Origin of the sequence: Paenibacillus sp. FSL H3-0310 (assembly GCF_038002785.1) — a bacterium.
Classification (GTDB): domain Bacteria; phylum Bacillota; class Bacilli; order Paenibacillales; family Paenibacillaceae; genus Paenibacillus_AQ; species Paenibacillus_AQ odorifer.
Window position 1 is genome coordinate 986,701 of record NZ_JBBODC010000002.1, and the last position, 22,143, is coordinate 1,008,843.

General features: G+C 46.5%; 18 protein-coding genes. All 18 read right to left on the bottom strand.

What is annotated here, in order from left to right; genetic code table 11:
- Positions 1-8: 8 nt before the first annotated feature.
- The 18 genes from nadA to mfd all read right to left on the bottom strand — a co-directional run bounded on the left by nadA (position 9) and on the right by mfd (position 22,115).
- Entirely contained in the window at positions 9-947 is a 939-nt protein-coding gene (gene nadA, locus MHH63_RS23800) for a quinolinate synthase NadA (RefSeq protein ID WP_036678753.1), read from the bottom strand.
- A gap of 259 nt (positions 948-1,206) precedes the next feature.
- Entirely contained in the window at positions 1,207-3,261 is a 2,055-nt protein-coding gene (gene ftsH, locus MHH63_RS23805) for an ATP-dependent zinc metalloprotease FtsH (protein ID WP_036678755.1), read from the bottom strand.
- A 109-nt stretch (positions 3,262-3,370) separates the two neighbouring features.
- Entirely contained in the window at positions 3,371-3,910 is a 540-nt protein-coding gene (gene hpt / locus MHH63_RS23810; protein ID WP_036678757.1) for a hypoxanthine phosphoribosyltransferase, read from the bottom strand.
- A 46-nt stretch (positions 3,911-3,956) separates the two neighbouring features.
- Positions 3,957-5,399, bottom strand: coding sequence for a tRNA lysidine(34) synthetase TilS (gene tilS / locus MHH63_RS23815; protein WP_076130077.1), 1,443 nt, complete (start codon positions 5,397-5,399; stop codon positions 3,957-3,959).
- A 36-nt stretch (positions 5,400-5,435) separates the two neighbouring features.
- Positions 5,436-6,374 carry a serine/threonine protein kinase gene (locus MHH63_RS23820; protein ID WP_036678862.1) on the bottom strand — a complete coding sequence of 313 codons (939 nt, stop codon included), beginning with the start codon at positions 6,372-6,374 and terminating at the stop codon, positions 5,436-5,438.
- Complete coding sequence (locus MHH63_RS23825) at positions 6,364-7,110, bottom strand: VWA domain-containing protein (protein WP_038568031.1); 747 nt, start codon at positions 7,108-7,110, stop codon at positions 6,364-6,366. Before MHH63_RS23825 ends, MHH63_RS23820 begins: the two co-directional genes overlap by 11 nt.
- Positions 7,111-7,715: 605 nt before the next feature.
- Positions 7,716-10,223 (bottom strand): stage II sporulation protein E, encoded by a 2,508-nt coding sequence (gene spoIIE, locus MHH63_RS23830; protein WP_076130076.1) that lies wholly within the window; start codon positions 10,221-10,223, stop codon positions 7,716-7,718.
- Between the two features lie 343 nt (positions 10,224-10,566).
- A complete protein-coding gene (locus tag MHH63_RS23835) occupies positions 10,567-11,067 on the bottom strand; it encodes a S1 domain-containing RNA-binding protein (protein ID WP_036678766.1) in 501 nt (166 codons plus the stop codon).
- Between the two features lie 124 nt (positions 11,068-11,191).
- Positions 11,192-11,527 (bottom strand): FtsB family cell division protein, encoded by a 336-nt coding sequence (locus MHH63_RS23840; RefSeq protein WP_076130075.1) that lies wholly within the window; start codon positions 11,525-11,527, stop codon positions 11,192-11,194.
- 24 nt (positions 11,528-11,551) lie between these two features.
- The gene (gene yabQ, locus MHH63_RS23845) at positions 11,552-12,115 is read right to left on the bottom strand and encodes a spore cortex biosynthesis protein YabQ (protein ID WP_341172166.1); all 564 of its coding nucleotides are present in this window, start codon (positions 12,113-12,115) and stop codon (positions 11,552-11,554) included.
- The gene (gene yabP / locus MHH63_RS23850) at positions 12,112-12,396 is read right to left on the bottom strand and encodes a sporulation protein YabP (RefSeq protein ID WP_036678773.1); all 285 of its coding nucleotides are present in this window, start codon (positions 12,394-12,396) and stop codon (positions 12,112-12,114) included. The genes yabQ and yabP overlap by 4 nt, the downstream gene beginning before the upstream one ends.
- Before the next feature lie 159 nt (positions 12,397-12,555).
- Positions 12,556-12,834 (bottom strand): RNA-binding S4 domain-containing protein, encoded by a 279-nt coding sequence (locus MHH63_RS23855; RefSeq protein ID WP_076130073.1) that lies wholly within the window; start codon positions 12,832-12,834, stop codon positions 12,556-12,558.
- Entirely contained in the window at positions 12,834-13,106 is a 273-nt protein-coding gene (locus MHH63_RS23860; RefSeq protein WP_036678778.1) for an HU family DNA-binding protein, read from the bottom strand. The genes MHH63_RS23855 and MHH63_RS23860 overlap by 1 nt, the downstream gene beginning before the upstream one ends.
- A 289-nt stretch (positions 13,107-13,395) precedes the next feature.
- Positions 13,396-14,895, bottom strand: a complete 1,500-nt coding sequence (gene mazG / locus MHH63_RS23865) for a nucleoside triphosphate pyrophosphohydrolase (RefSeq protein WP_076307262.1) — start codon at positions 14,893-14,895, stop codon at positions 13,396-13,398.
- A 27-nt stretch (positions 14,896-14,922) separates the two neighbouring features.
- Positions 14,923-16,605: a putative polysaccharide biosynthesis protein gene (locus MHH63_RS23870; protein WP_076130071.1), complete on the bottom strand. Its 1,683-nt coding sequence runs from the start codon at positions 16,603-16,605 to the stop codon at positions 14,923-14,925.
- A gap of 148 nt (positions 16,606-16,753) precedes the next feature.
- Positions 16,754-17,296 carry a stage V sporulation protein T gene (gene spoVT, locus MHH63_RS23875; RefSeq protein ID WP_036678783.1) on the bottom strand — a complete coding sequence of 181 codons (543 nt, stop codon included), beginning with the start codon at positions 17,294-17,296 and terminating at the stop codon, positions 16,754-16,756.
- Positions 17,297-17,551: 255 nt separating this feature from the next.
- Positions 17,552-18,604, bottom strand: coding sequence for a peptidylprolyl isomerase (locus MHH63_RS23880; RefSeq protein ID WP_341172167.1), 1,053 nt, complete (start codon positions 18,602-18,604; stop codon positions 17,552-17,554).
- On the bottom strand, positions 18,591-22,115 hold the full coding sequence (gene mfd / locus MHH63_RS23885) for a transcription-repair coupling factor (RefSeq protein WP_038568019.1): 3,525 nt from the start codon (positions 22,113-22,115) through the stop codon (positions 18,591-18,593). The genes MHH63_RS23880 and mfd overlap by 14 nt, the downstream gene beginning before the upstream one ends.
- Between the last annotated feature and the right edge of the window lie 28 nt (positions 22,116-22,143).

The following is a 22,143-nucleotide window of genomic DNA, read 5'->3' on the forward strand; positions in this document are numbered from 1 at the left end:
AGCGCATGCTACCGGACTTGTAGCATGCGCTCTAGGGATGTTCTGGCTTTGTCGGCGACAGCAGGCGGTACATAGATTTGTGGCTTCATCGTCTCCAGGCATTTCACCAGTTTTTTTAGATTATTAACTTTCATATTAGGACAAACAAGAAATTTGGTAGCAAAATGGAATTCTTTATCTGGACTATCCTTACGAAGCTGATATCCGGTACCATCTTCCGTTCCAACGATAAATTGCTTACGATCCGATTTCCGGCAATACTCCAGAATTGATGTAGTGCTGCCTACATAGTCACCCATGGCGACTACTTCAGGACGACACTCTGGATGAACTACAAATTCCGCATCTGGATATTTTGCTCTCATTTCTACTACATCTTTGACGGTCAACATGTCGTGAGTGTTGCAATAGCCTTCCCAAATAATCAGCTTCTTGCCCGTCTGATCTTGTACATATTGACCAAGATTCTTATCTGGGACCCAAATAATCTCTTCGGCGTCAAGGGATTCGATTACTTTTACAGCATTAGCAGAGGTACAACAAATATCGGTTTCTGCTTTAATCTCGGCGGACGAGTTGATATAAGTGACTACTTTAGCATTTGGATGTTGAGCTTTTAGCTTACGCAAACCGTCTACATTGACCATATCTGCCATTGGACAGCCTGCACGTTCATCAGGAATAAGGACGGTTTTGTTCGGGGCTAGAATTTTTGCACTTTCCCCCATGAAATGAACACCGCAGAATACAATAACTTCTGCATCTGTCTCTGCAGCCTTCTGAGCGAGTAAAAAAGAGTCGCCCCGGAAATCGGCAACCTCCTGAATTTCATCACGTTGATAATAATGAGCTAAAATGATTGCGTTTCGTTCCTTTTTAAGCTGTTCAAGACGTATACGAAGTTCTCGATTCTGTTCCTGCTTGCGCTCAAGCGCCAGAGCTTCCACCGATTGTTCTCCCCCTTAAATCCTCGCGGCTTTTCGCCGACATGATGTTATCAAATGGCATGCGCCATCATGGTGAAAAAATGAACATGCTGATATAAATAGTAAGTAATATTAATCACTAATGTACACAACGTTCCAGCCTCTGTCAATGTAACTGGACAGGCTTTAAGGCATAGAATCCCTTAAAAATTAAAATAAAAAATCCGGAGAACAGTTACGTTCTCCGGATAAATTTACATCATATGAATGGTGGACCCAATTAGGTAAGGCTAGTGCCCCCACCTTTATTGTCATCACCGGAACCGTCATTACCCTCAGAATCAGGGTTATTCGGGATATCCTTCGACAGGTCAGGAAGTGTGGACTGTTCATCCTCAGGCTTGCCTTGAATGCGAACTCGTACATCACCGATATTGTCGATGACAGGCTCGCCAACTTCATGGGCAACACCTTCGCCACCCTCTGGTTTACCATCCTCGGAAAGGAATCCTTGTTCAATCAGTTGTGTGATCTGATCAAGCTCAAGTGTTTCTTTCTCAAGTAATGTATTGGCAATCAAGTGCATTTCTTTGGAGTGTTTGATCAACAGATCTTTACAACGTTCGTAACTCGAAGTAATAAAGTTCTGCATTTCCTGATCAATCTCATAAGCAATGGAGTCACTGTAATTCTGTTCATGCCCAATATCACGACCCAAGAATACTTGACCTTGAGAAGATCCGAACTGCATAGGTCCAAGCTTATCGCTCATACCATACTCCATAATCATGGCACGTACGATGCGCGTAGCCTGTTGGAAGTCACTGTATGCACCCGTACCGATCTCACCAATAAACAATTCTTCAGCAACACGTCCACCAAGTAATCCAGTAACCTTATCCAAAAGCTCCTGCTTGGTAACGATCATCCGATCTTCCTTCGGAAGCATAATAACATATCCGCCTGCACGTCCGCGTGGGATAATAGTAACTTTATGCACCATATCGGCGTGCTCAAGGAAGTAACCAGCAATAGTATGGCCTGCTTCATGATAAGCTACAATACGTTTCTCGCGGTCACTGATCACACGGCTGCGTTTCTCAGTACCTACGATAACACGGTCAATAGCTTCATCCACTTCAATCATGGAAATATCTTTACGGTTACGACGTGCAGCTAGCAAAGCTGCCTCATTCAGCAGATTCTCCAGATCAGCACCTGTGAATCCGGTTGTGCGTTTAGCAACAACATCCAGTCTTACATCTTTCGTAAGCGGTTTGTTACGAGCGTGAACCTTAAGTACAGCTTCACGGCCTTTCACATCAGGACGGTCAACCGTAATTTGACGGTCAAAACGTCCTGGACGAAGCAATGCCGGATCAAGTATATCAGCGCGGTTAGTCGCCGCTACAATAATAATGCCTTCGTTACCACCGAATCCATCCATCTCAACCAGCAATTGGTTAAGCGTCTGTTCACGCTCGTCATGTCCGCCACCAAGACCGGCACCACGCTGACGACCCACAGCATCAATTTCATCAATGAAGATAATACATGGAGCATTCTTCTTAGCATTCTCGAACAAATCACGTACCCGAGAAGCACCGACACCCACGAACATTTCCACAAAGTCAGAACCGGAAATACTAAAGAAAGGTACGCCAGCTTCACCTGCTACCGCACGGGCAAGCAATGTTTTACCTGTTCCCGGAGGACCTACAAGCAATACGCCCTTAGGAATACGTGCGCCGACAGCTGCAAATTTGCGTGGATCTTTTAGGAACTCAACGACTTCGACAAGCTCTTGCTTCTCTTCGTCCGCCCCTGCTACATCCTCAAAGCTGATTTTCTTCTTCTCTTCATTATATAACCGAGCCTTGCTCTTGCCGAAATTCATGACTTTACCGCCGCCACCTTGCGCCTGGTTAAACAGGAAGAAGAACAAGATGAACATAATTACCAGTGGGATAATTGAAGAAAGGAATGTCAGCCAAATGCTGGTACCTTCCATTTTCTTCTGAGTTAATTCAATCCCATTAACATCACTGGCTTGAATCAGTTCATTGATAGCGGCATCTGTAGGAGGAATATATGTGGAGAAGCTTTTCGATTTAGTATCGGCAGGCAGCTCTCTATACTCACCTGTGACCAGAAAGGCATTACCCTCAAACTGAACCGTCAAATCCTTCACATTGTTGTTCTTGATCTCCTGCCGTAACTCGTCGTATCTAGGGAAATCGGCGGCTTCATTTCCATTGCTCACAAACTGGACAATACCCACCACGACTAAAAATAAAATCAAATAAAAACCAGAATTCCGGATGAACCGATTCATCCCCTACCTCCTCTCACAACACTCAAGTTATTGTACCATAGCCTCTTGGGACACCTCAAATAAAGGAAGTTGTGGGTATCCGATCCGTATGATCGAGGCAGTCCTTAGTTCAATTGGAATAAATCTCAGGTTTCAGTACTCCAACATATGGGAGGTTCCGATACCGCTCGGCATAATCCAATCCGTAGCCTACTACAAATTCGTCAGGTAACACGAAGCCTGTGTAGCTGGCTTCAAGATTAACAGTGCGGCCTGATGGTTTATCAAACAAGGTAACCACAGAGATAGTAGCAGCATTCCGGTTGCGGAGCAACTCAATTAAATAGCTGAGTGTAAGACCACTGTCAATAATATCTTCAACGATCAAGATATCGCGGCCTTCTACCGATACATCCAAATCCTTAATAATTTTGACTACTCCAGAGGACTTGGTGGATGCTCCATAGCTGGACACTGCCATGAAATCCATCTCAACAGGTACTGTAATGGCTTTAACCAAATCTGCCATAAATATAAACGCACCTTTTAGTACACAAATTACTAAAGGGGTACGACCTGCGTATTCTTCGCTCAGTGTTCGACCGAGCTCCTTAATTTTCTGCTGAAGTTCCTCTTCGGTGATCAATACTTCTTGAATATCGTTTTGCAACTTGCGAAACCTCCTAAGTTATACTATGAAAGACTTACTTCGACCATTACGTGACTTCGTGGTCATCCAGCTCTGCCAGAGACAATAGAAGTACGGAGGTCGTGTGCCGCCCTACTGCGGCATGCATCGAGCGTCTTACGCCCGGAATCCAGACGATATTGCCCAAACCATCACAAACGAGGGGAATCAATGACCGTTCGGAAGCAGGTATTTTATCATCAATATAAATATCTTTTACCTTTTTGCTTCCGTTTAATCCCATGATCCTTATGGTATCTCCAGGCAATCGGGATCGTATCGTCAGTGGAAAGACCAGTTCATCACGGTCAAACCAAGCCGACATCTTCCCATAATCCTCCCCCTGTACAAAAAAGTTTTCTCTCTCCAGTACCGCCATCGACATCACCTTACCTATTTCCTCCAATTTAAGCTCAGAGTCCGGTAAAAACAGACGATATGTATAGCTTGCCTGTGGCGTCGTGGGCTTGGACGAGAACAAGATACTATCATATTGCCGCACACAAGTCAGGCCTCCACCCAAATCCAAGCTCCAGGTGGTGGGATAGCTCTGCAGCGTTCCCCGACGTACAGCTTCAATCTTGGGGAAATCAAGGGCAGATAAATCCGCCGACAGATAATTTAATATTAGTTTAATCAAACGCCGTTGTAAAGCGGAGGGTATGGCAGCAAATGAAGCTCTGTTAAAGGTGTATTTCCCATCCCCTTCCGAAACTAGCTCTTCAAAGCATTTTGCCGCAGACGCTTCCATATACTCATCTTCAGCTCCCGCAATTTCCGCAAGCTGTACGAGGGATTGCCTCACTCTGCCATTATACTTTTCCAGAAAAGGAAGAACTTCCAAACGAATGGCATTCCGCTTATATTTCGTCAGCAGATTGGTGGCATCCTCAGCATAAGTGAAACCTTCATTTTGGCATAACCCTAAAAGTGCTGTTTTGTTAATACGTAGGAATGGGCGAATGAGTTCCACCTTTTTTTCTGTTCTTTTCCACTTGATACCCGACAGTCCAGATAAGCCACTTCCGCGTAATAGACGCATAATTACAGTTTCTGCCTGATCATCAGCATGATGAGCCAGAGCAACAGAACGCGCCCCATATCGGTGCGCCGTATCAATCAGAAATTCGTACCGCTTCTCACGTGCAGTACCCTCAGGACCAAGTCCACTCTCTTTAGCCAAGGAGGGAATATCGAATTCCGCAAACTCAAAGGGCAGTCCCAATTCTTCAGCCATACCACGTACGAGCTCTGCCTCTTCCTTCGACTCCGGCCTAAATCCATGATTCACATGAGCACATATTAAGGTAAGCGGTATAAATTTTAAAGATATTTCATGTAAAACATGCAAAAGAGCCACAGAATCCGGGCCGCCGGAAACTGCGACTACAATGGTGTCATGGGGCGCCCACAGCTCATGCTCGGCTGCTGACTCCAATACAGACTCCACCAGTCCATTCATTTGCTCCATATGCGCCCCCCTCTCTCTCCAACTATATGTATGAGTTCAAAAACGGAATACCCAATAAATCGTAAAGGCGAGCAAAAACAAAGACAATGCGAATGCATTTTTTAACCACCGAGGGGTGTCCATACTATCCGGGCGCTTTCTGCGCGAGTTATAAATATGGTTTCGCCAGACCTCAGTAGCATCCGCAGAGCCTGAGAACCCCCCTTTTAACGCCATACAAATCCAGGAGGATAGTTTCTTATTGGGTAAATTTCTAGCCAGCTTAAATAATTCGTCCACACTTCTCGTCTGCGGCAGCTGTAAGGCTGCCTTTTTGAGCCCTTCTTCATTGAGCAAACGAAGACACAGCACAGCAAATGCGAAAAGATCGTAACCCTCATCGCTGATTCGACTGCCCGCATTCCAGAAACCACGATCATGCCATTCGGTAAACTGCTTCACGCTACGACCAATAGGGCTTGTACCCCCAAAGTCGATCAGTTCCACTTCACCGTATTTAGATACCATGACGTTCTCGGGCTTCAAATCACCGAACACAAATCCACATTCATGAAGTGTGCGCAGCTTTTCAAGCAGACCAAGACCTACCAGGCCTAACCAATCGGGACCGTTTTTCGATAAAAAATGATGCAGCGGTTTGCCTTCAACATACCTCATCACATAGAAGGGGATATTATCCCCATTCGCAAAATCATCCGCTTCCAAAAAATAAGAAGACAATGGATTCTCACGACGAGCCCGATGTTCATTCCGCTTTCGTCGCGATTGCAGCGAGGTCAGTACATTGATCTCCGATTGAAGTTCAAGTGTATCGTATCCGATTTTTAGCGCGTACCTTTCCCGTCTGCCTTCTCTTTGCACAAGATATACGGTTCCGTTCGCGCCCCTTCCCAGCATCCGCTCAACGACATAACGGTTACCCCGCCATTTGCCGTTAATTAAGGTACCAGTAGGATAGGACGGATTAGACGACATACCCACCAATCATCCCTTCTCTTTCGTCGTGGTCATCGCTTAGTCGGCGTCCACGATGTTCATCCAGTGTATCATAACGATAATGTTCAAGCACCTTGAAAATAGCTGGGCCAGTCGGTGTTGCGCCTCTCATGTGTAATTTAGAGAATAGCGTACGAATACCTGACATGTCATGCGTCCAATCCAGATCAAGCTTGGCATCTTCACTGCTGTTATTTCCGGGAAAATGAAACACAGCGATCTCACTCTTGCCTTCCCGTGCTTCTAAACTGAGTGCCAAATCGCGGATTGCATCTTCCACAGCACCCAGTTTAGGCTTCATACTGGCACTGGCATCGATAAGAAGTGCAATGCGTAGCGGCGTTGTTTCTGTCAGTTCATCTACAACTGTAACAACCTGTGAACGTTGAACAGGAGGCAGCTGATCCAGTGAGCCGTCGCCTAGTATCTTTTTTACCTCTTTATTAACCGCCTGCTGGATCGTCTGAACCACGGTCTTGCGTGTCATCATCTGAATCGTCTGCGCCAGTTGTGGTGTTCCGACTATTCGGCTAAGGCCTCCCCCGGCCTTGGCAATGTCGGCAATCTCCCGGCTGCCGATTTCACCGATCGTACCATAATCAACTACACCGACCACATTTACGGTGATTCCCTCCTGCAGGGCATGCGCCGCTGCCAACACCGGACTTTCTCCTACATTCGAACAACCGTCAGTAATGAGCATAATTTGCTTCATAACCCTCAACTCCCCCTTTGTTTGAACCTCTGTTTCTAGCATATCCAGAAATGAGAGATTTCAAACGGTCGATATTAAGTGGGGGAATTTCGATCAAATAGTGGGGGGTAGTGAATAGTGGAACTGCGAGAAATGTTTGGGCTTTCGATCGCTGTTGTCCTCAGATTCCTTGATTAGAACCGCCTCTCGCGGTTGGAATCCGAGGACAAAGGCGAACGCTCCGCTTCTACAGCTCCAAACTTTCTCTCCGTTCCATACCTTCACTAGTAAACAGTTTAGATCTACAAATTCCGTCCCAAGTCAGCCGACATTGAAACGAGAATAGTAGAGGCCGGCGAGTTACACATCACGTACTCGCCTCGAATACCTCCATCAGCACGACGCCTTACGCGTGCTACAAACTCACAAGCAACACGACGCTTCGCGCGTGCCCCCAAGCAGCACGATATCTTGCACGTGCTTTAAACTATACAAGCAACACGGTGCTTCGCGCGTGCCCCCAGCAACACGATATCTTGCACGTGCCTTAAACTATACAAGCAACACGACGCTTCGCGCGTGCCCAACATTAAAACCTACTAAATCTAAATCTAAACCTAAAATAACTAACTTACCGTACGCGGGCGCTCCATACGGCCGATGCCCGGCATATGCAAGCTGGACCATTCCGGATGGAAATGATCAAGACGGCTGACGACAATAGTCATGTCATCAAGGATCTCATTGCCCTGATAACGGATCACTTTCTCCAACAGGCTGTCCGCTAAATCCTGAGGATCATCACCCTCAAGCTCTTGGATCATCCGCTTCATCCATATCTCCTTATTAACGGCATATCCAGGCGCATCATAAATACCATCAGTCATCATAATTAAAATATCGCCGGGGCGAAGCTGCATACTGATTAAATCCACATCAATATCTTTAATGATTCCTATCGGCAGATTGCTAGAGGTTATTGGAATGACCTCACTCCCCCTCCGGATGAAGCTTGGTGCTGAAGCAATCTTCATAAACGTTGTCTGCGCAGAATATTGATCGATTAAAGCCATGTCGACAGTAGCATAGAATTCATCAGGGGAGCGTAATAAAAGAATTGAGTTGACCGACTTTACAGCCAGCTTCTCATCCATTCCGGATTGCAGCAGCTTTTCTAACATGCCGAGTGCGGCACTGCTCTCCATCCTTGCCCGCTCACCATTCCCCATACCATCACTAATGGATACTGCAAAGGTGCCATTTCCAAGCTCTACGGTGCTGAAACTATCGCCAGACAGCATATCTCCACCTTTAGAAACAACTGCCACACCCGTGTTTACCTCAAAGGCTTTGGCTGAACCAAAGGTAACCATCGAGAGTCCTTCCCGGGGATGAACCGCCGTCTCACTCATGACAGCAATATTCTCATCCAGAATGTCGGAGAGGAGTGGGGCAATCATTTTACGGCATTCATCAAAACCGCGATTATAAGCGTGCACTACTTCTATTTCTACGCGTCCTGGGTCCAGACTTAAAATTTCAATGCCATGAATAGACAGTCCCAATTTCTCAAGAGCCTCGCGGATTTGCGCTTCCTGCCGATACATGGCCTGTCCCTCACGCTTAATTTCCTTGGCCAAGTCTTCCATAACCTGTGACACGCCTGACAACTGCTCGGCAACAAATTGGCGACTATCGTATATTTGTCTTTTCCACCGCATATCATGTTGGTAGAGATCATATTGTCCCTTCATGACCTCAAGCACTTCTCCGGTTTTGCCACAAATACGGCTCCATTCCGGTGGCAGCTGAGCAGCCGTAATATCAGGGCATTCCTCAACAGTTGTCATCATATCTGTCATGTATCTATATGTCTGATAGAATTTTGCATCCCAGCAGTGGGTACGGCGAATGCATCCAGCACAGGCGCCTTCTGTGACCGTATTCATAAAATCTTCCATTTCACGATCCGATTTGCCCACTTCTCCGGCACGTGGAATCTGACCAAAGCTACTGGAGAGCTGTTGGAATACCTGTGAGAATTGAGTGACCCGTTCTGCAGTCAGATCCCTGACCCTGCGGGCATATTCATGTTGAGATCGGCTATGATCTGACGTGCCCGGTACATATTTTGCAATCGCCGATATCATCGCCTTAGGCGTTATTAGAAACAGCACTATTGCTGCGCAGGTCTCCCATGTTGAGGCCATCATATCACCCGGACCCGTAAAATAGACGGAAAGGATCGTTGATCCTAGCAACATGCCAATAGATACCGCACCCTTTCGCCCACCCTGCATCATTCCCGCTAGCATTCCGGAAAAAGCAAGCAGACTCATCTGATAGATAGCACTGATATCGGCCAGGCTGAGGATCAACCCCGTCACCACCCCAACAGCTGCACCGAGGGGAGCGCCCCCCGCCATGGCAAAGAGCAGAATTAAATAACGAGACAATATATGCTCTAATGACCAACCATTAAGGGTCCAGCCCACAAGGCCTGTCATTACGGAGGCTAACAGAATAATAAGGCATAAAACCTCCTCGTTCCTCAGCGATCTGCTCTTTTGTTTGTAAGTTAGTAGAGGAAGTGCCTGAATGAACACAAGGGTAAGAACAAACCCAAGTAAAGCATCCAGAGTTGTCATCATAAAGGGGTACCAGGAAAGAGACGGTCCGAGAACAATCTTGAACAGGCCAACCATAAACGAGGATACGAATACCATAAGGGGTGCATAAGACAAATCTATTCGTTCGAAACTTTCAAGCCCTCTATAAACAAGAAAAAATATAATTAGTTCAGCCGTAGTAACCAAGGCACCCGGAAACGGAGTGAAGAGACTTCCAGCTATAATAGCACCTGCTACAGGTAACATAGAGTCTCGACGCATAAACACAATGACGGCAAAATATGCGACAGCAAAAGGGGACAGCTCGTCCAGAATCATAGCTCTTCCTAGCAGAAACCCCATAAAGCTTAACAGAAGCATCCACTTCTTCGCTGTTATAAGCTGAATATAACGCTGCTTCTGACCCCAAGCTATAATACGCGTGCCTAAGGCTTGTCTCTGCTTCTTATCTTCGCTTCCCACTCTTGTCCACTCTGGCAAATTCACCACATTGCTTTTACTCATTTCCCTACACCACCCGTTTAAGAATTTATGGTTCTCATTATATAGCGGGTCATTTGAGAAAGTTTGTCAGAAATGGAGGGACAGTCATAAGAAATTTCCGACAAAAAAGCCTTTGTTCATTATTCCTAAAAAAATAGATCGATCCCTTGCGGCGCAGTAGGTTGCTTCTCCTTAAGCTTGTTTCCAGTGCAGTTTTAGGCGCAAGCCTGGCGGTCATTCGCCAGCGATTGCCCTAGAGTTATGTGAGAATGACATGGATGCTGTCGGCAAGTTTATATGACACGACAAAAAAACCGCAAGGGCGAAATGCCCTTGCGGTTATTTATGATGTACAGGTATTGGATTATACGCGTTTGGCTCCACGGCCTCCGCGCTTTCCTTCTGTGTTCTTCTTAATCGAAGATATCCGTTCTTCGCTGTCTTTCAGGAATCGCGACATTTTATCCTCGAATGAAGGTTTACCGGCTGCAGGCTTAAATGGACGCCCACCCCGTTCACGATTGAATCCACCGCCGCCTCCACCACTGCCGCCACCGCCGCCGAAACGGTCTCCGCCGCTAGGACGTTCTGGTCTTGGAGCTCTAGGCGGACGTACTTCCGATGCTGGCTTGTCAACAGCCTGCTTAATGGAAAGTCCGATCTTGCCGTCCTTATCGACGTTGATCACCTTGACGGTTACTACATCACTAATCTTCAGATGATCGTTAACATCCTTGACGTAATTATCGGCGATTTCCGAGATGTGAACGAGACCTGTGACACCTCCTGACAGATCCACAAATGCTCCGAAATGCGTGATGCCTGTCACTTTGCCTTCTAACTTGGTGCCCACTTCAATTGCCATAGAATAAAATGATCCTCCCTTAAAAATATACAGACGAATATTAAGGTCATCCTGTCTGCGGTGATTTGATTATACAGTAAAGAGCAAAGCAAGGCAACAGAGTAAAAGCCTCTTTTAGCCAGTATTATTGCTCTGATTGCTCTGTTCGAATAGGAGTTTCCCCTTGAGGATAGATATTGTACCATTTACGCGCTAATTGGCCAATATACTCATCATCATTAAGTCTGGACACTTCATATTTCAGTTGATTCAAAGATGCTGTGACACTCTCACTAGTCTTTTGTTTCTTGGCGAGTTGCTCGCCCTTGTCCGTAATTGCCGCACTTTGATTGAAGTAAGTATAACCCGCCCAGCCAAAAAATACTGCCACAAAGAGAATCCACATGACTCTTCTTCTCTTCGCGCCTGCGGCCGAATTTTTGCTGGGATTACTTTTCTCTTCCGCAGTGAATCTGTTCATGCAGCGTACCCCCTAATTCAAAGGTCAGCGTTTCCGCCATTTGGTAATCCATCCAGTAATCTTCACGATCCAGGCGCTATGCTTAAGCCGAGATAACCATGGAGAAATCCACCTTACTGGTAATACCCAAATTGGCTTCGTTAGACGCAGCAGAAGCTTAAGGATGAATAATAGAATACGACCTAGCAGCACTAGCAACCCTATAATAAGGCGCCAAAGCCAGCGAAGAGGTTTACCTATTAGAATCTCCACAAGTCTCCATAGCAATCTGCACATATACTGAACCGATTGAATTAACATTAACACAAAACGCCGCACCGTAACACTGAAGATCAAAAAATAGATCCATATTCCTAGAAATAAACCTAAAAAGACATAAAATCGCAATTGCCCCTGATTTCCGGCATAGAGCATTCTAAAAACAAACAAAGCAGCACAAAACCAATACAGCAGGTCAAGCATGGCATTCAGCCATTTGGGAAAATTGAACTTGAGCGACAGCACCCGGTAGCTGTCATAGGCCAGTCCCATTGTCACCCCGGCCAATATCATGTAGAACAGCGTCAGCCACTGAACTGCAGGATTCATTTAAATAGCTTACCGAGTAGACCTTTATTTTTGCCCTGCGATCCGGGATCTAGATAAATCAGGGAATGTACATTGCCCTCCAAGGACAACAGTCCATTCTCCAGACTTAAATTTTTGATATGTAAATGATTCCCGCGAATGGTGAGATGGCCGAGTTCTGTACGAAGCAAAAATTCCTCGCTATCAAAGCTCTCCACATTTTGCACGCCCGTCAACTCTAGCTGTTTACGACTGCGCATGTGCAGATCATGCTGTTTATTTACCTTTCCTGGCTCGATCATAGCATGTACCCCTCCTTCTTACCTCTAATCTATGGCAGTAGAAGAAGTTATAGAACATTCCAATCCACTAAAATAAGAGAGATAAAAAAAGAAAAAAGAAGGCACAACTCTACAATATGTAAAGTTGTGCCTTCTTTTTTACTATTAACTATGTTACTCCTACCAGTCCAAGCCGGTGCTTTTGGCAACAGGCTCTTCCCGAAGTAGAGTATACATACCAGCGGCTTCGTCCTTGCGTGTCGTTTCGACTAGCTTTTCGACTTTGACCGTTACAAGCTTTTGTCCAAATTGCACAGTAATCTCGTCACCGATCTTAACTGCACTACTTGGCTTAGATTCCCGCCCGTTAATCAGCACCCGGCCTTGTTCGGACACATCCTTGGCCACTGTACGGCGCTTGATTAATCGGGACACTTTCAGGAATTTGTCAAGACGCATTAGTTAACGGCTTCTTTAAGCTTGTTACCAGCTTTAAATGCCGGTACAGTTGATTCTGGAATTTCAATCGTTGTGCCCGTTTGCGGGTTGCGACCAGTACGTCCTGCACGTTTACGAGTTTCGAATGTACCGAAACCGATCAGTTGAACTTTATCGCCTTTTGCCAAAGCTTCTGTGATCTCACCCAAGAATCCGTTCAATACTGCTTCTACATCTTTTTTTGCCAATCCGTTTTTCTCGGAAATGTTGTTTACCAGATCTGTCTTGTTCATAATTTAAAGTTCCTCCTAGGATACGAAAAAATAAATGAAACGAGATTCACCGCCATATTATGGGGCAAGTCGTCATTTCGTCTTTATGATATTCTTGATGTCATCTTAAAATCCTGCCACGAATCGTCGTTTTTTAAAAAAAGAAACAGTTATTTCTCAGAAATCGTCGCAGAATCTATTCTATAGCACTATTAAACTACTCGCCATAATCTAAATCAGAGATGAATGCTACTTTCACAGCATTGCCTCATCTTAAGGTCCGTATACCGTACATAGTCTGAGAAAATTACTATACTTTTCGTTCCTCAGTCTTTGCCTCCTGCCACAACTCTTCCATCTCTTCCAAGCTACTATCTTCTACACTCATACCCTTGGCTCGCAGACTTTGCTCGATATACTGAAACCGACGCACAAATTTGCGGTTGGTCCGGGTTAAAGCTTCTTCCGGATCTGCGCCAATAAATCGGGCAACATTGGTAACAGCAAATAACAGGTCGCCCAGCTCCAGAATTTGATCCTCGGCGGCTGCATCAGTATCGATGGCTTCTTGCAGCTCTTCTATTTCTTCACGAACCTTAGCTAAGCAATCCGTAGCGTTGTCCCAATCAAAGCCCACCTTGGATGCTTTTTTCTGAAGCTTGTACGCCTTCATAAGAGCGGGCAAATCACGCGGAACCCCACTGAGGGCGGATAATTCCTCTGGCTTCACGCCTTTACGCCGCTTCTCCTCTGCCTTCATGCCCTCCCAATTGATCAGAGCTTCTTCAGCATCATTCGCATTCTTGTCACCAAATACATGGGGATGGCGGAAGATAAGCTTATCATTCAGTCCTTCTATGACGTCAAATACGTCAAACGTGCCCAGCTCCTCTTCCATTTGGGAGTGCAGCATGATCTGCAGCAAAAGATCGCCCAGCTCCTCTTTCATATGGTCTGGGTCATCCTCATCAATCGTCTCAAGCACTTCGTAGGTTTCTTCGATTAGATTTTTACGCAAAGATTCATGAGTCTGCTCCCGATCCCACGGACAACCGTCCGGACTACGCAAAATATCGACAATCTCATGCAAGCGAGCGAAAGTACGATTTCTTAGCTTCTCCTCACGATTCGCAGGTACATAGACCAGAGACAAATTACCATAACCCTCAAGCCGATCCAATTCGTATAGAGGAACAGTCACAATGTTTTCTTCGTTCTCCACGCCAAGGGCATGACCCACCACCACTTCATATTCGGGCGGATACAGCTCCATCAGACATAACTTTGTCTCCGAAGCTGTAAAGCTGTCATAAACCTGGCCAATCAGAGTATGCAATTCAGGTTGAAGCTGAGCGCTGCGAATGCCTGAAGCATCTAATAACTGGAAGCCTTCAATAGGGTCGAACCCCAGTCGCACAAACGCCTCGTCCAGAAAACTCTCCCCGCCTAATATTTGCAGTTCTATTCCTTCTTCCGGGCAACGCTGACGCAGCTGTGAAACAGCTGACTCTGCAACCATGGGGTGCCCCGGAACCGCATAGACAATATCTGTACCGTCTGCGGCGGAGCGAGCCTCTTCAATCAATTTTGAAGTAATTGCAGCATAGACCTCAGGAAACGAAGCTAATGTTTCATACAGTCCATCAAAGGATTGCGTGGCGATTTCAAGCTCGTTGAGAGCAGCCATAACTGGATGCTCTTGGGTACGAACGTAGACAACGGATGCTGCCTTCAGTTTTTTTATAATTCCTAGTGTCAGCCGATCGGGATTACCTGACCCGAGACCAACAACTGTTAATGTTGCACTCATATCTGTTCCTCCTTTTAAGCGGGTTAATTATGGAAATAAACGCAGCTTTTTGAACTTGTCCGCCAGAGACGGGCCGATGCCCGGAAGCTGGCGAAGCTCGCTTTCGCTGAGCAGCCGCAGCACCACCGCACCTACGGCAAAGACAACGCAGCCTGCGAGCACCCCGAGCAGGCTCTGCGCCAAGCTGGCGGTGCGTCCGCCGCCGATGCCAGCGGCCGTAGCTGCGGCGCCAGTGCCCCAGCTGGCAGCTGCGGCGGCAAGAGCCAGGCCCGCTGTGAGCAGCGCGGGCCGTGCCAGGGCATCTGCGAGGCGAAGCCGCAGATGGCCCTGGCGGTACAGCAGCAGCACGTTAAGCGCTGCTGCGAACGAATGCGCGGCCACGCCAGCGATGGCCGCGCCGGTAATGCCCTGCTGCGGAACCAGCAGCAGGTTCAGGGCCGCCTTGAGCAGCGCGGCGGCCAAAAGGTGCAGGGCCGGGGCGCGCACGTAGCCGAGGCCCTGGAGGAGCGCAGCAGAGATGATGCTGACTGTACCGCCAACAGCGGTAAAAGCCAGCCAAGTCATTGTGCTGCTGCCAGCGGTATCGCCGTAAAGAGCCATATTAATCGGCTCAGCAAGCACTGCAAGGCCGGCTGAGGCCGCTAGACCTAACAGCCAGAACCAACGCAGCGACAAGCTGCAGCGGGTCTCAATCAGCTTCATATCTCCCTTGTACTTCGCTTCCGCCAAAGCTGGAATGAACACAACAGACAGTGAGGTGGCAATCATCGTTATAATCTGCACAAGTGGCAAACCCCGATTGTACACACCAAACTGGGCCATCGCAGCTACTTCACTTCCGTCAGACGACAGCAGTCGAGGCACAGTGAATACATCTACAAGACCGATAAGAGGCATAGCCAGTGCACCTAGCATTACGGGAATTCCATAAGCCAGCAGTGTACCTGCTTTAATGCCCATAAACCCTTGTTTGGAACCTAGCCCATGTCCTGCATCCAGCGCTCTTACACGCTGACTTTCGACAGCAGCAGCTACTTCAGCAGCAGCTTCCTGTTTTACCCTCCGGCGGTGACGTCTCAAGTACAGCAGCATAATTACAAGCCCTGCGGCTCCCCCTCCGGCAGAACCAAGCAGCGCGCCAGCAGCGATACTCTCGGCTCCTGCTCCCTGCGAAGTGAGATATAACAGAAGAATAATCATCACTGTAACCCGTACAGACTGCTCTACAATCTGTGACACGGCTGTAGGAACCATATTATGCAGCCCCTGAAAGTACCCGCGTATGGCCGACATGACAGGGACAACAGCCAGACCCCAGGCGCTTGTCCGCAAGGCAGGCATTACATGTGAGTTACCTACCCATTCGGCAATGATGGGTGCACCTGCATAGGTGATGGCGCCGATAATCAAGCCGCTGATGCCTGTAATTAGCGCGGATAATAGTAGAATCCGGCGGCCTTCTTCATCGCGTCTCCCAGCCGAAGCTTCGGCGACAAATTTGGAGATCGCCGCAGGCAGACCTAGCATAGCTACCGTTAACAGCATTGTATACAAGGGATACACTGTGTTGTATATACCAAATACAGCATCTCCGCCTAGATTTTGCAGCGGAATTTTTTGAAGTGTGCCAATAAGCTTTGAGATAATGGCCGCGGCACTAAGGATAAATGCGCCTTGCAGCAATCGTGATGTTTGTGTATTAGATTTCATATAATACCTGCTTCTACAACTTTGATGGGATGAATTTCTATATTATAACGTATGTATGCCCAGAAGTAGAAACGGTTTTGTGTAAACGACAAAACCCCGTTTGCCCTTTGTATATCTTACCAAAAGGAAAGCGGGGTCTAAATTAAGATTACTGCTCCATTTGTTTGCCCAGGAAAGCGGCAGCCGTTTCGGCCATTTTTATTTCCATTTGCGCCATCTTCGCCGAATCATCCTTGCTCACCATCACTACACAACCAATAGGATCTCCACCGGAAATGATCGGTGAGGCTACATATGAGGACACCAAATCCGGATGATCTTTAGCAATTTCATAACTGCCTTCATTGGTTTCTAACACAGTCTTACGGCTGTCCATGACTTTCTCCAGCAGCACTCCTACCTGTTTCTCCAAATAATCTTTTTTGGAGCCGCCTGCAAGGGCAATGAAGGTGTCACGATCAGCAATCATCGTAATGTGTCCAGTACCTTCGAACAATGACTCCGCGTACTCTTTTGCAAAGTCACCCAACTCACCAATCGGAGAATATTTCTTGAGAATGACTTCACCGTCCCGATCGACGAATATTTCCAGTGGGTCTCCTTCTCTAATACGAAGAGTACGTCTAATTTCTTTGGGAATAACCACGCGTCCGAGGTCATCAATACGGCGAACAATTCCAGTAGCTTTCATTTCACATGTGCCCCGCTTTCTTAAGAAGTATGGTCTTACTACTGTCCATTATGGGAAAGGATAATCCCAGTGATTTATCGTAATATCTGACCATAGTATTCATCTCTTCCCAGATCCTTATACATAAGCTGACATGTATTAATATCTGCATCAAGATAAAGGTAGTTCTACAACCGTTTCTGCGAAATAAAAAGCCATCTTCACTTTAAGTGAAGATGGCTTTTCTAAGGTAAGCTTGTCCATATTTACCGATGTTTATTCAGCGGCATCTGTAGCACTTGGAGAAGCACTTGGGGATGCGCTTGGAGCTGTAGTGGCTTCTGTTCCACTATTTGTTCCGGTTTCATCGGCGGCAGCAGAGCTTTTTGGCAGATTGATGTTCTCAATAATGCCTTCCAGATCCTTTTCCATGAACGTTTCTAGGTTCTTGGATACAATTGAGCTCTTAATGCCTTCTTTTTGCTCATCCGTTAACTGGTCAAAAGTCTTGTCTGTACGGGACTCCACCTTGATGATGTGGTAACCGTAAGAAGTTTCTACAGGATCACTGATGGTATTTAGAGGCAAGGTCTGAGCAGCCTTCTTAAACTCCTCCACATAAGTGCCTACAGCTTTATCTTTATATTCTCCGCCTGCCTCTTTAGAGCCAGTATCGTCAGAATATTCCTTAGCGATGGCTGCGAAATCAGCACCGCCATCCAGCTTCGTCTTAACTTCTTTCGCTATTTTAAGCGCTTCTTCGCTGGTACGCTCTTTGTTGTCTGCATCTGTCAGACCAATTAGCACATGACGCAGTGTGGCAACCGTAAAGTCGCCTTTAGTCGCTTCGAATTCTTTGGCAACTTGATCATCAGTCACTTTAAGCAGCATATCCTGATAAACTGTCAGCACACGCTCCATATAAGTACGAATATCTTTCTCTGTAACGTCAGCATCTTTCAATGTCTTCTTATAGGTATCACCCAATTGTTCCTTAATGCTTGCAATTTGAGTATCGGCTTCTTTCTCCGCTTGCTTTTTCGCTTCATCCGTTGCTTGGGAAGCCAAATATTCAAAGCCCACTTCTTGCTTCAGAATGGACTCCTTAAACGCATCAATCTCTAAATATTGCGCTTGTTGTGGAGAGAGGAATTTCATGATTTTTTGATCCATTGCAAATTCCTTTTGTGTAATCGTTCCACCTTTATAAGTGGCCACAGCTTGATTATCATCCGCACTATTTCCACATGCTGCTAGCATAGAAAAGGAAACTGCCGCTGCCAATGAAACGAGCAGCACTTTCCATGATTTTGTTTTATTTAACGACATTGTGTAGTTCTCCCTTCGATTTAAAAGACTGTTTAGCTTCCTTAAGAAACTGTTCAAGCAAGTCAAGCAGCTGTTTATCACTTAAATCTTTCGATTTGACCCGGATACTGGCTTTCGCATCCCTATCAAATTGTACACGTCTTTCGAAGCTATTTCCAACTTTGGCGAGTTTCGCTGTGTCTAAAGCGCCGAGACTTCCCTCATAGAAATTCAAGGTAACATCATCTCCGCGTCTAATCATGGAATCAATGCCATACATTTTTCCATACACTTTCAAACGAGCGACCGATAGTAGATTCACCACGGCTTCAGGTAACTCACCGAACCGATCCAAGAGCTCATCTTCAAGCTCGGAAGCATCATCGAAGGAGGTTACTGCCGCCACTTTTTTATAAATTTCAATTTTTTGGATACTGTCGTAAATATACTCTGACGGCAGATACGCGTCAATCGACAAATCAATGACTGTATTGCCTTCTTTCAGGGATGTGTCTTCCTCCCCAAGCACAGTAACCTTACGCTTACGAATTTCCTCCGCCAGCATTTGTGAGTACAGATCAAACCCCACGGATGCGATAAAGCCATGCTGCTCTGCACCCAGCAAGTTACCTGCACCGCGAATAGACAGATCTCGCATCGCTATTTTGAAACCAGAGCCCAGCTCCGTAAATTCCTTAATAGACTGCAGACGTTTCTCTGCAACCTCTGTCAGAACCTTGTCCCGTTGATACGTGAAATAAGCGTAAGCGATCCGATTGGACCGGCCTACACGTCCACGCAGCTGATAGAGCTGAGACAAGCCCATTTTATCCGCATCATGCACAATAAGTGTATTAACGTTCGGAATATCTACGCCCGTCTCAATAATACTTGTGCTGACGAGCACATCGTATTCTCCGTCAAGGAAATCGAGAATGGTCTTCTCCAGCTCAGATTCCGACATTTGACCATGTCCGATGCCAACTCTAGCCTCAGGAACAAGCATAGAGATTTGAGCAGCCATTTCTTGAATGCCCTGCACACGATTATAGAGATAATAGACTTGACCACCGCGGGCTAATTCCCGCTCTACAGCTTCCCGCGTAAGGGTCTGGCTATGCTCCACTACATACGTTTGCACAGGGAATCTGTTCTCTGGCGGGGTCTCAATGACAGACAAATCCCGCACTCCGAGCATCGACATATGTAGCGTACGAGGAATTGGAGTTGCAGTCAGCGTAAGAACGTCTACATTCGTTTTCAGTTTTTTCAGCTTTTCTTTATGAGTCACGCCGAAACGCTGTTCTTCATCCACAATTAATAACCCCAGATCCTTGAATACAAGGTCCTGAGATAACAGACGATGTGTACCGATAACTACATCGACAGTTCCTGCCCTAACGCCTTTAATCGTCTCGTTCTGCTCTTTACGGCTGCGGAAACGACTTAAGACCTGAATATTAAGCGGGTAATTAGCGAAACGTTCCCGGAAGGTCTCATAATGCTGCTGAGCCAAAATCGTTGTCGGGACTAGCACCGCCACCTGTTTACCTTCAATCGCTGATTTAAAAGCCGCCCGAATAGCCACTTCAGTCTTACCATACCCAACATCACCGCAAAGCAATCGGTCCATTGGCCGGTTTTGTTCCATATCCTTCTTAATCTCTTCGATAGCCCGAAGCTGATCTCGGGTCTCCTCGTAAGGGAACATTTCTTCAAATTCATGCTGTTCCTGTGTATCCTTTTCAAAACCATATCCTGCGGCACTTTGGCGCTCAGCATATAGCTTTATCAAATCATCAGCAATATTCTGAACGGAGGAACGAACCTTATTGGTCACTCGTGTCCATTCGTTGCCGCCTAGCTTATATACTTTCGGCTCTTTATCTTCGGAACCGACATATTTCTGAATCAGGTCAATCTGCTCAATCGGAACTGAGAGCTTATCGCCGCCAGCATACAGAATATGCATGTAATCACGGTGAATACCGCTGACCTCAAGCGTGCCGATTCCCATATATTTTCCGATACCATGGTTCTGATGGACGACATAATCACCGATTTTCAGCTCTGTGTAACTCTTGATCCGTTCTGCATTATCTATTCCTTTGGAGATCTTCCGTGCCTTCCGCTGCTTCTGAGAGAACATTTCTCCCTCAGTTATAACAGCTAGATGAATAGAGGGCAGCTCAAAACCAGAACCCAGATTTCCTTGTACAATCATCGGCTCGTTAATGCCGTAATCATAAAGAACTCTGCGCACTCGTTCAATCCGTTCCTCACTGCTCGCAAGCATCATTACCTTAACACCGGACTTCTGCCAACGCTCCATTTCCGATTTCAGCACATTCATCTGGCCATGGAAATCCTGCATTCCACGACTGATAAACCCAAGAATGTTCTGAGGCTGAATATGCGGAACCTGACGTAAAAAGATTGACATAAACAGGCTTTGGAACGGGCGCTGATACATAACAACATCCGTATCGACAGAGAGATCTAGATCCGGCAATGATTTGCCGTTTTGCAGCAAATGCAGATTCCATTCCGATTCATCCCGTTCAAGCTGTCTCGCCGTTTCGAGCAGTCTTGTCGGCTCATCTAGAATAAGAATGGTATCCTGGGCCATGTAATCAAATAAATGAGAGCGTTCAGGATATAAAAGACTGATATATTTATAGATCTCCGGGAAATAAGTACCTTCCCGCAGCATTTCCAGCTCACGGCCAATTTCTTCCCGCAGCCTGAGCTTCGCCTGGCGATCCGCCATCTTCTCCAACTGTCGCTCCATCATAGCTGAGGCTTCAGCAGAAGCAGATTCCTGGCGCAATCTACTAGCTATAATCTCTTTGGCCGGTGTAATCTTCACACTACGTACCTTATCAATAGATCGCTGATCCACTGGATCAAAAGTTCTTATGGAATCAACCTCATCGTCAAATAACTCAACCCGATAAGCCAAAGGAGATGTCATTGGATAAAAATCAATTATTCCACCCCGTACGCTCAGTTCACCACGATTCTCAACCCGCTCTACTCTTTCATAGCCCATTTCAATCATGGACATCAAAAATTCATCCAGAGCAAGCGTTCCATCTTGGGAAACGGTGACTTGTGCCTCTGCCATAACCTCTGGGGCTGGCAGCAATCTACGCACTCCTGAGTAAGGAACTACAACAATACCACGGAAGCCCTGAGCACATTTGGTCAGCACATCTATACGCTGAGCCAGTGTCTCTGGGCTTGATACAGCCGCTTCTGCAGCCACTAGTTCATTGGCGGGATAGAGCAGAACCCGGTCAGGAGAAAGCGCTTCCTGCAAATCATCGGCCATCTTCTGGGCCGAAAACATATTATGAGTCACTACAAGTAAGGGACGAGTTGTCTCTTCATGTAATGCTGCAAGCATAATCTGTCTAGCAGAACCTGTAAGCCCCGATATGAGCTGCTCTTTCATACCTGCAGCAACACCATGGGTGATAGACTGGAAATCGGGATCCTTGGAAAAAGCTTCTATAAGACCTTGTAACAACAGGCGCACCTCTCTTACTAAACAGGCT

What these genes read in the sequence shown, in the direction of transcription:
- ftsH (WP_036678755.1), bottom strand. Translation starts at nt 3,261, where the DNA reads ATGAATCGGTTCATCCGGAATTCTGGTTTTTATTTGATTTTATTTTTA.
- tilS (WP_076130077.1), bottom strand. Translation starts at nt 5,399, where the DNA reads ATGGAGCAAATGAATGGACTGGTGGAGTCTGTATTGGAGTCAGCAGCC.
- MHH63_RS23820 (WP_036678862.1), bottom strand. Translation starts at nt 6,374, where the DNA reads ATGTCGTCTAATCCGTCCTATCCTACTGGTACCTTAATTAACGGCAAA.
- MHH63_RS23825 (WP_038568031.1), bottom strand. Translation starts at nt 7,110, where the DNA reads ATGAAGCAAATTATGCTCATTACTGACGGTTGTTCGAATGTAGGAGAA.
- spoIIE (WP_076130076.1), bottom strand. Translation starts at nt 10,223, where the DNA reads ATGAGTAAAAGCAATGTGGTGAATTTGCCAGAGTGGACAAGAGTGGGA.
- MHH63_RS23835 (WP_036678766.1), bottom strand. Translation starts at nt 11,067, where the DNA reads ATGGCAATTGAAGTGGGCACCAAGTTAGAAGGCAAAGTGACAGGCATC.
- MHH63_RS23840 (WP_076130075.1), bottom strand. Translation starts at nt 11,527, where the DNA reads ATGAACAGATTCACTGCGGAAGAGAAAAGTAATCCCAGCAAAAATTCG.
- yabQ (WP_341172166.1), bottom strand. Translation starts at nt 12,115, where the DNA reads ATGAATCCTGCAGTTCAGTGGCTGACGCTGTTCTACATGATATTGGCC.
- yabP (WP_036678773.1), bottom strand. Translation starts at nt 12,396, where the DNA reads ATGATCGAGCCAGGAAAGGTAAATAAACAGCATGATCTGCACATGCGC.
- MHH63_RS23855 (WP_076130073.1), bottom strand. Translation starts at nt 12,834, where the DNA reads ATGCGTCTTGACAAATTCCTGAAAGTGTCCCGATTAATCAAGCGCCGT.
- MHH63_RS23860 (WP_036678778.1), bottom strand. Translation starts at nt 13,106, where the DNA reads ATGAACAAGACAGATCTGGTAAACAACATTTCCGAGAAAAACGGATTG.
- mazG (WP_076307262.1), bottom strand. Translation starts at nt 14,895, where the DNA reads ATGAGTGCAACATTAACAGTTGTTGGTCTCGGGTCAGGTAATCCCGAT.
- MHH63_RS23870 (WP_076130071.1), bottom strand. Translation starts at nt 16,605, where the DNA reads ATGAAATCTAATACACAAACATCACGATTGCTGCAAGGCGCATTTATC.
- spoVT (WP_036678783.1), bottom strand. Translation starts at nt 17,296, where the DNA reads ATGAAAGCTACTGGAATTGTTCGCCGTATTGATGACCTCGGACGCGTG.
- MHH63_RS23880 (WP_341172167.1), bottom strand. Translation starts at nt 18,604, where the DNA reads ATGTCGTTAAATAAAACAAAATCATGGAAAGTGCTGCTCGTTTCATTG.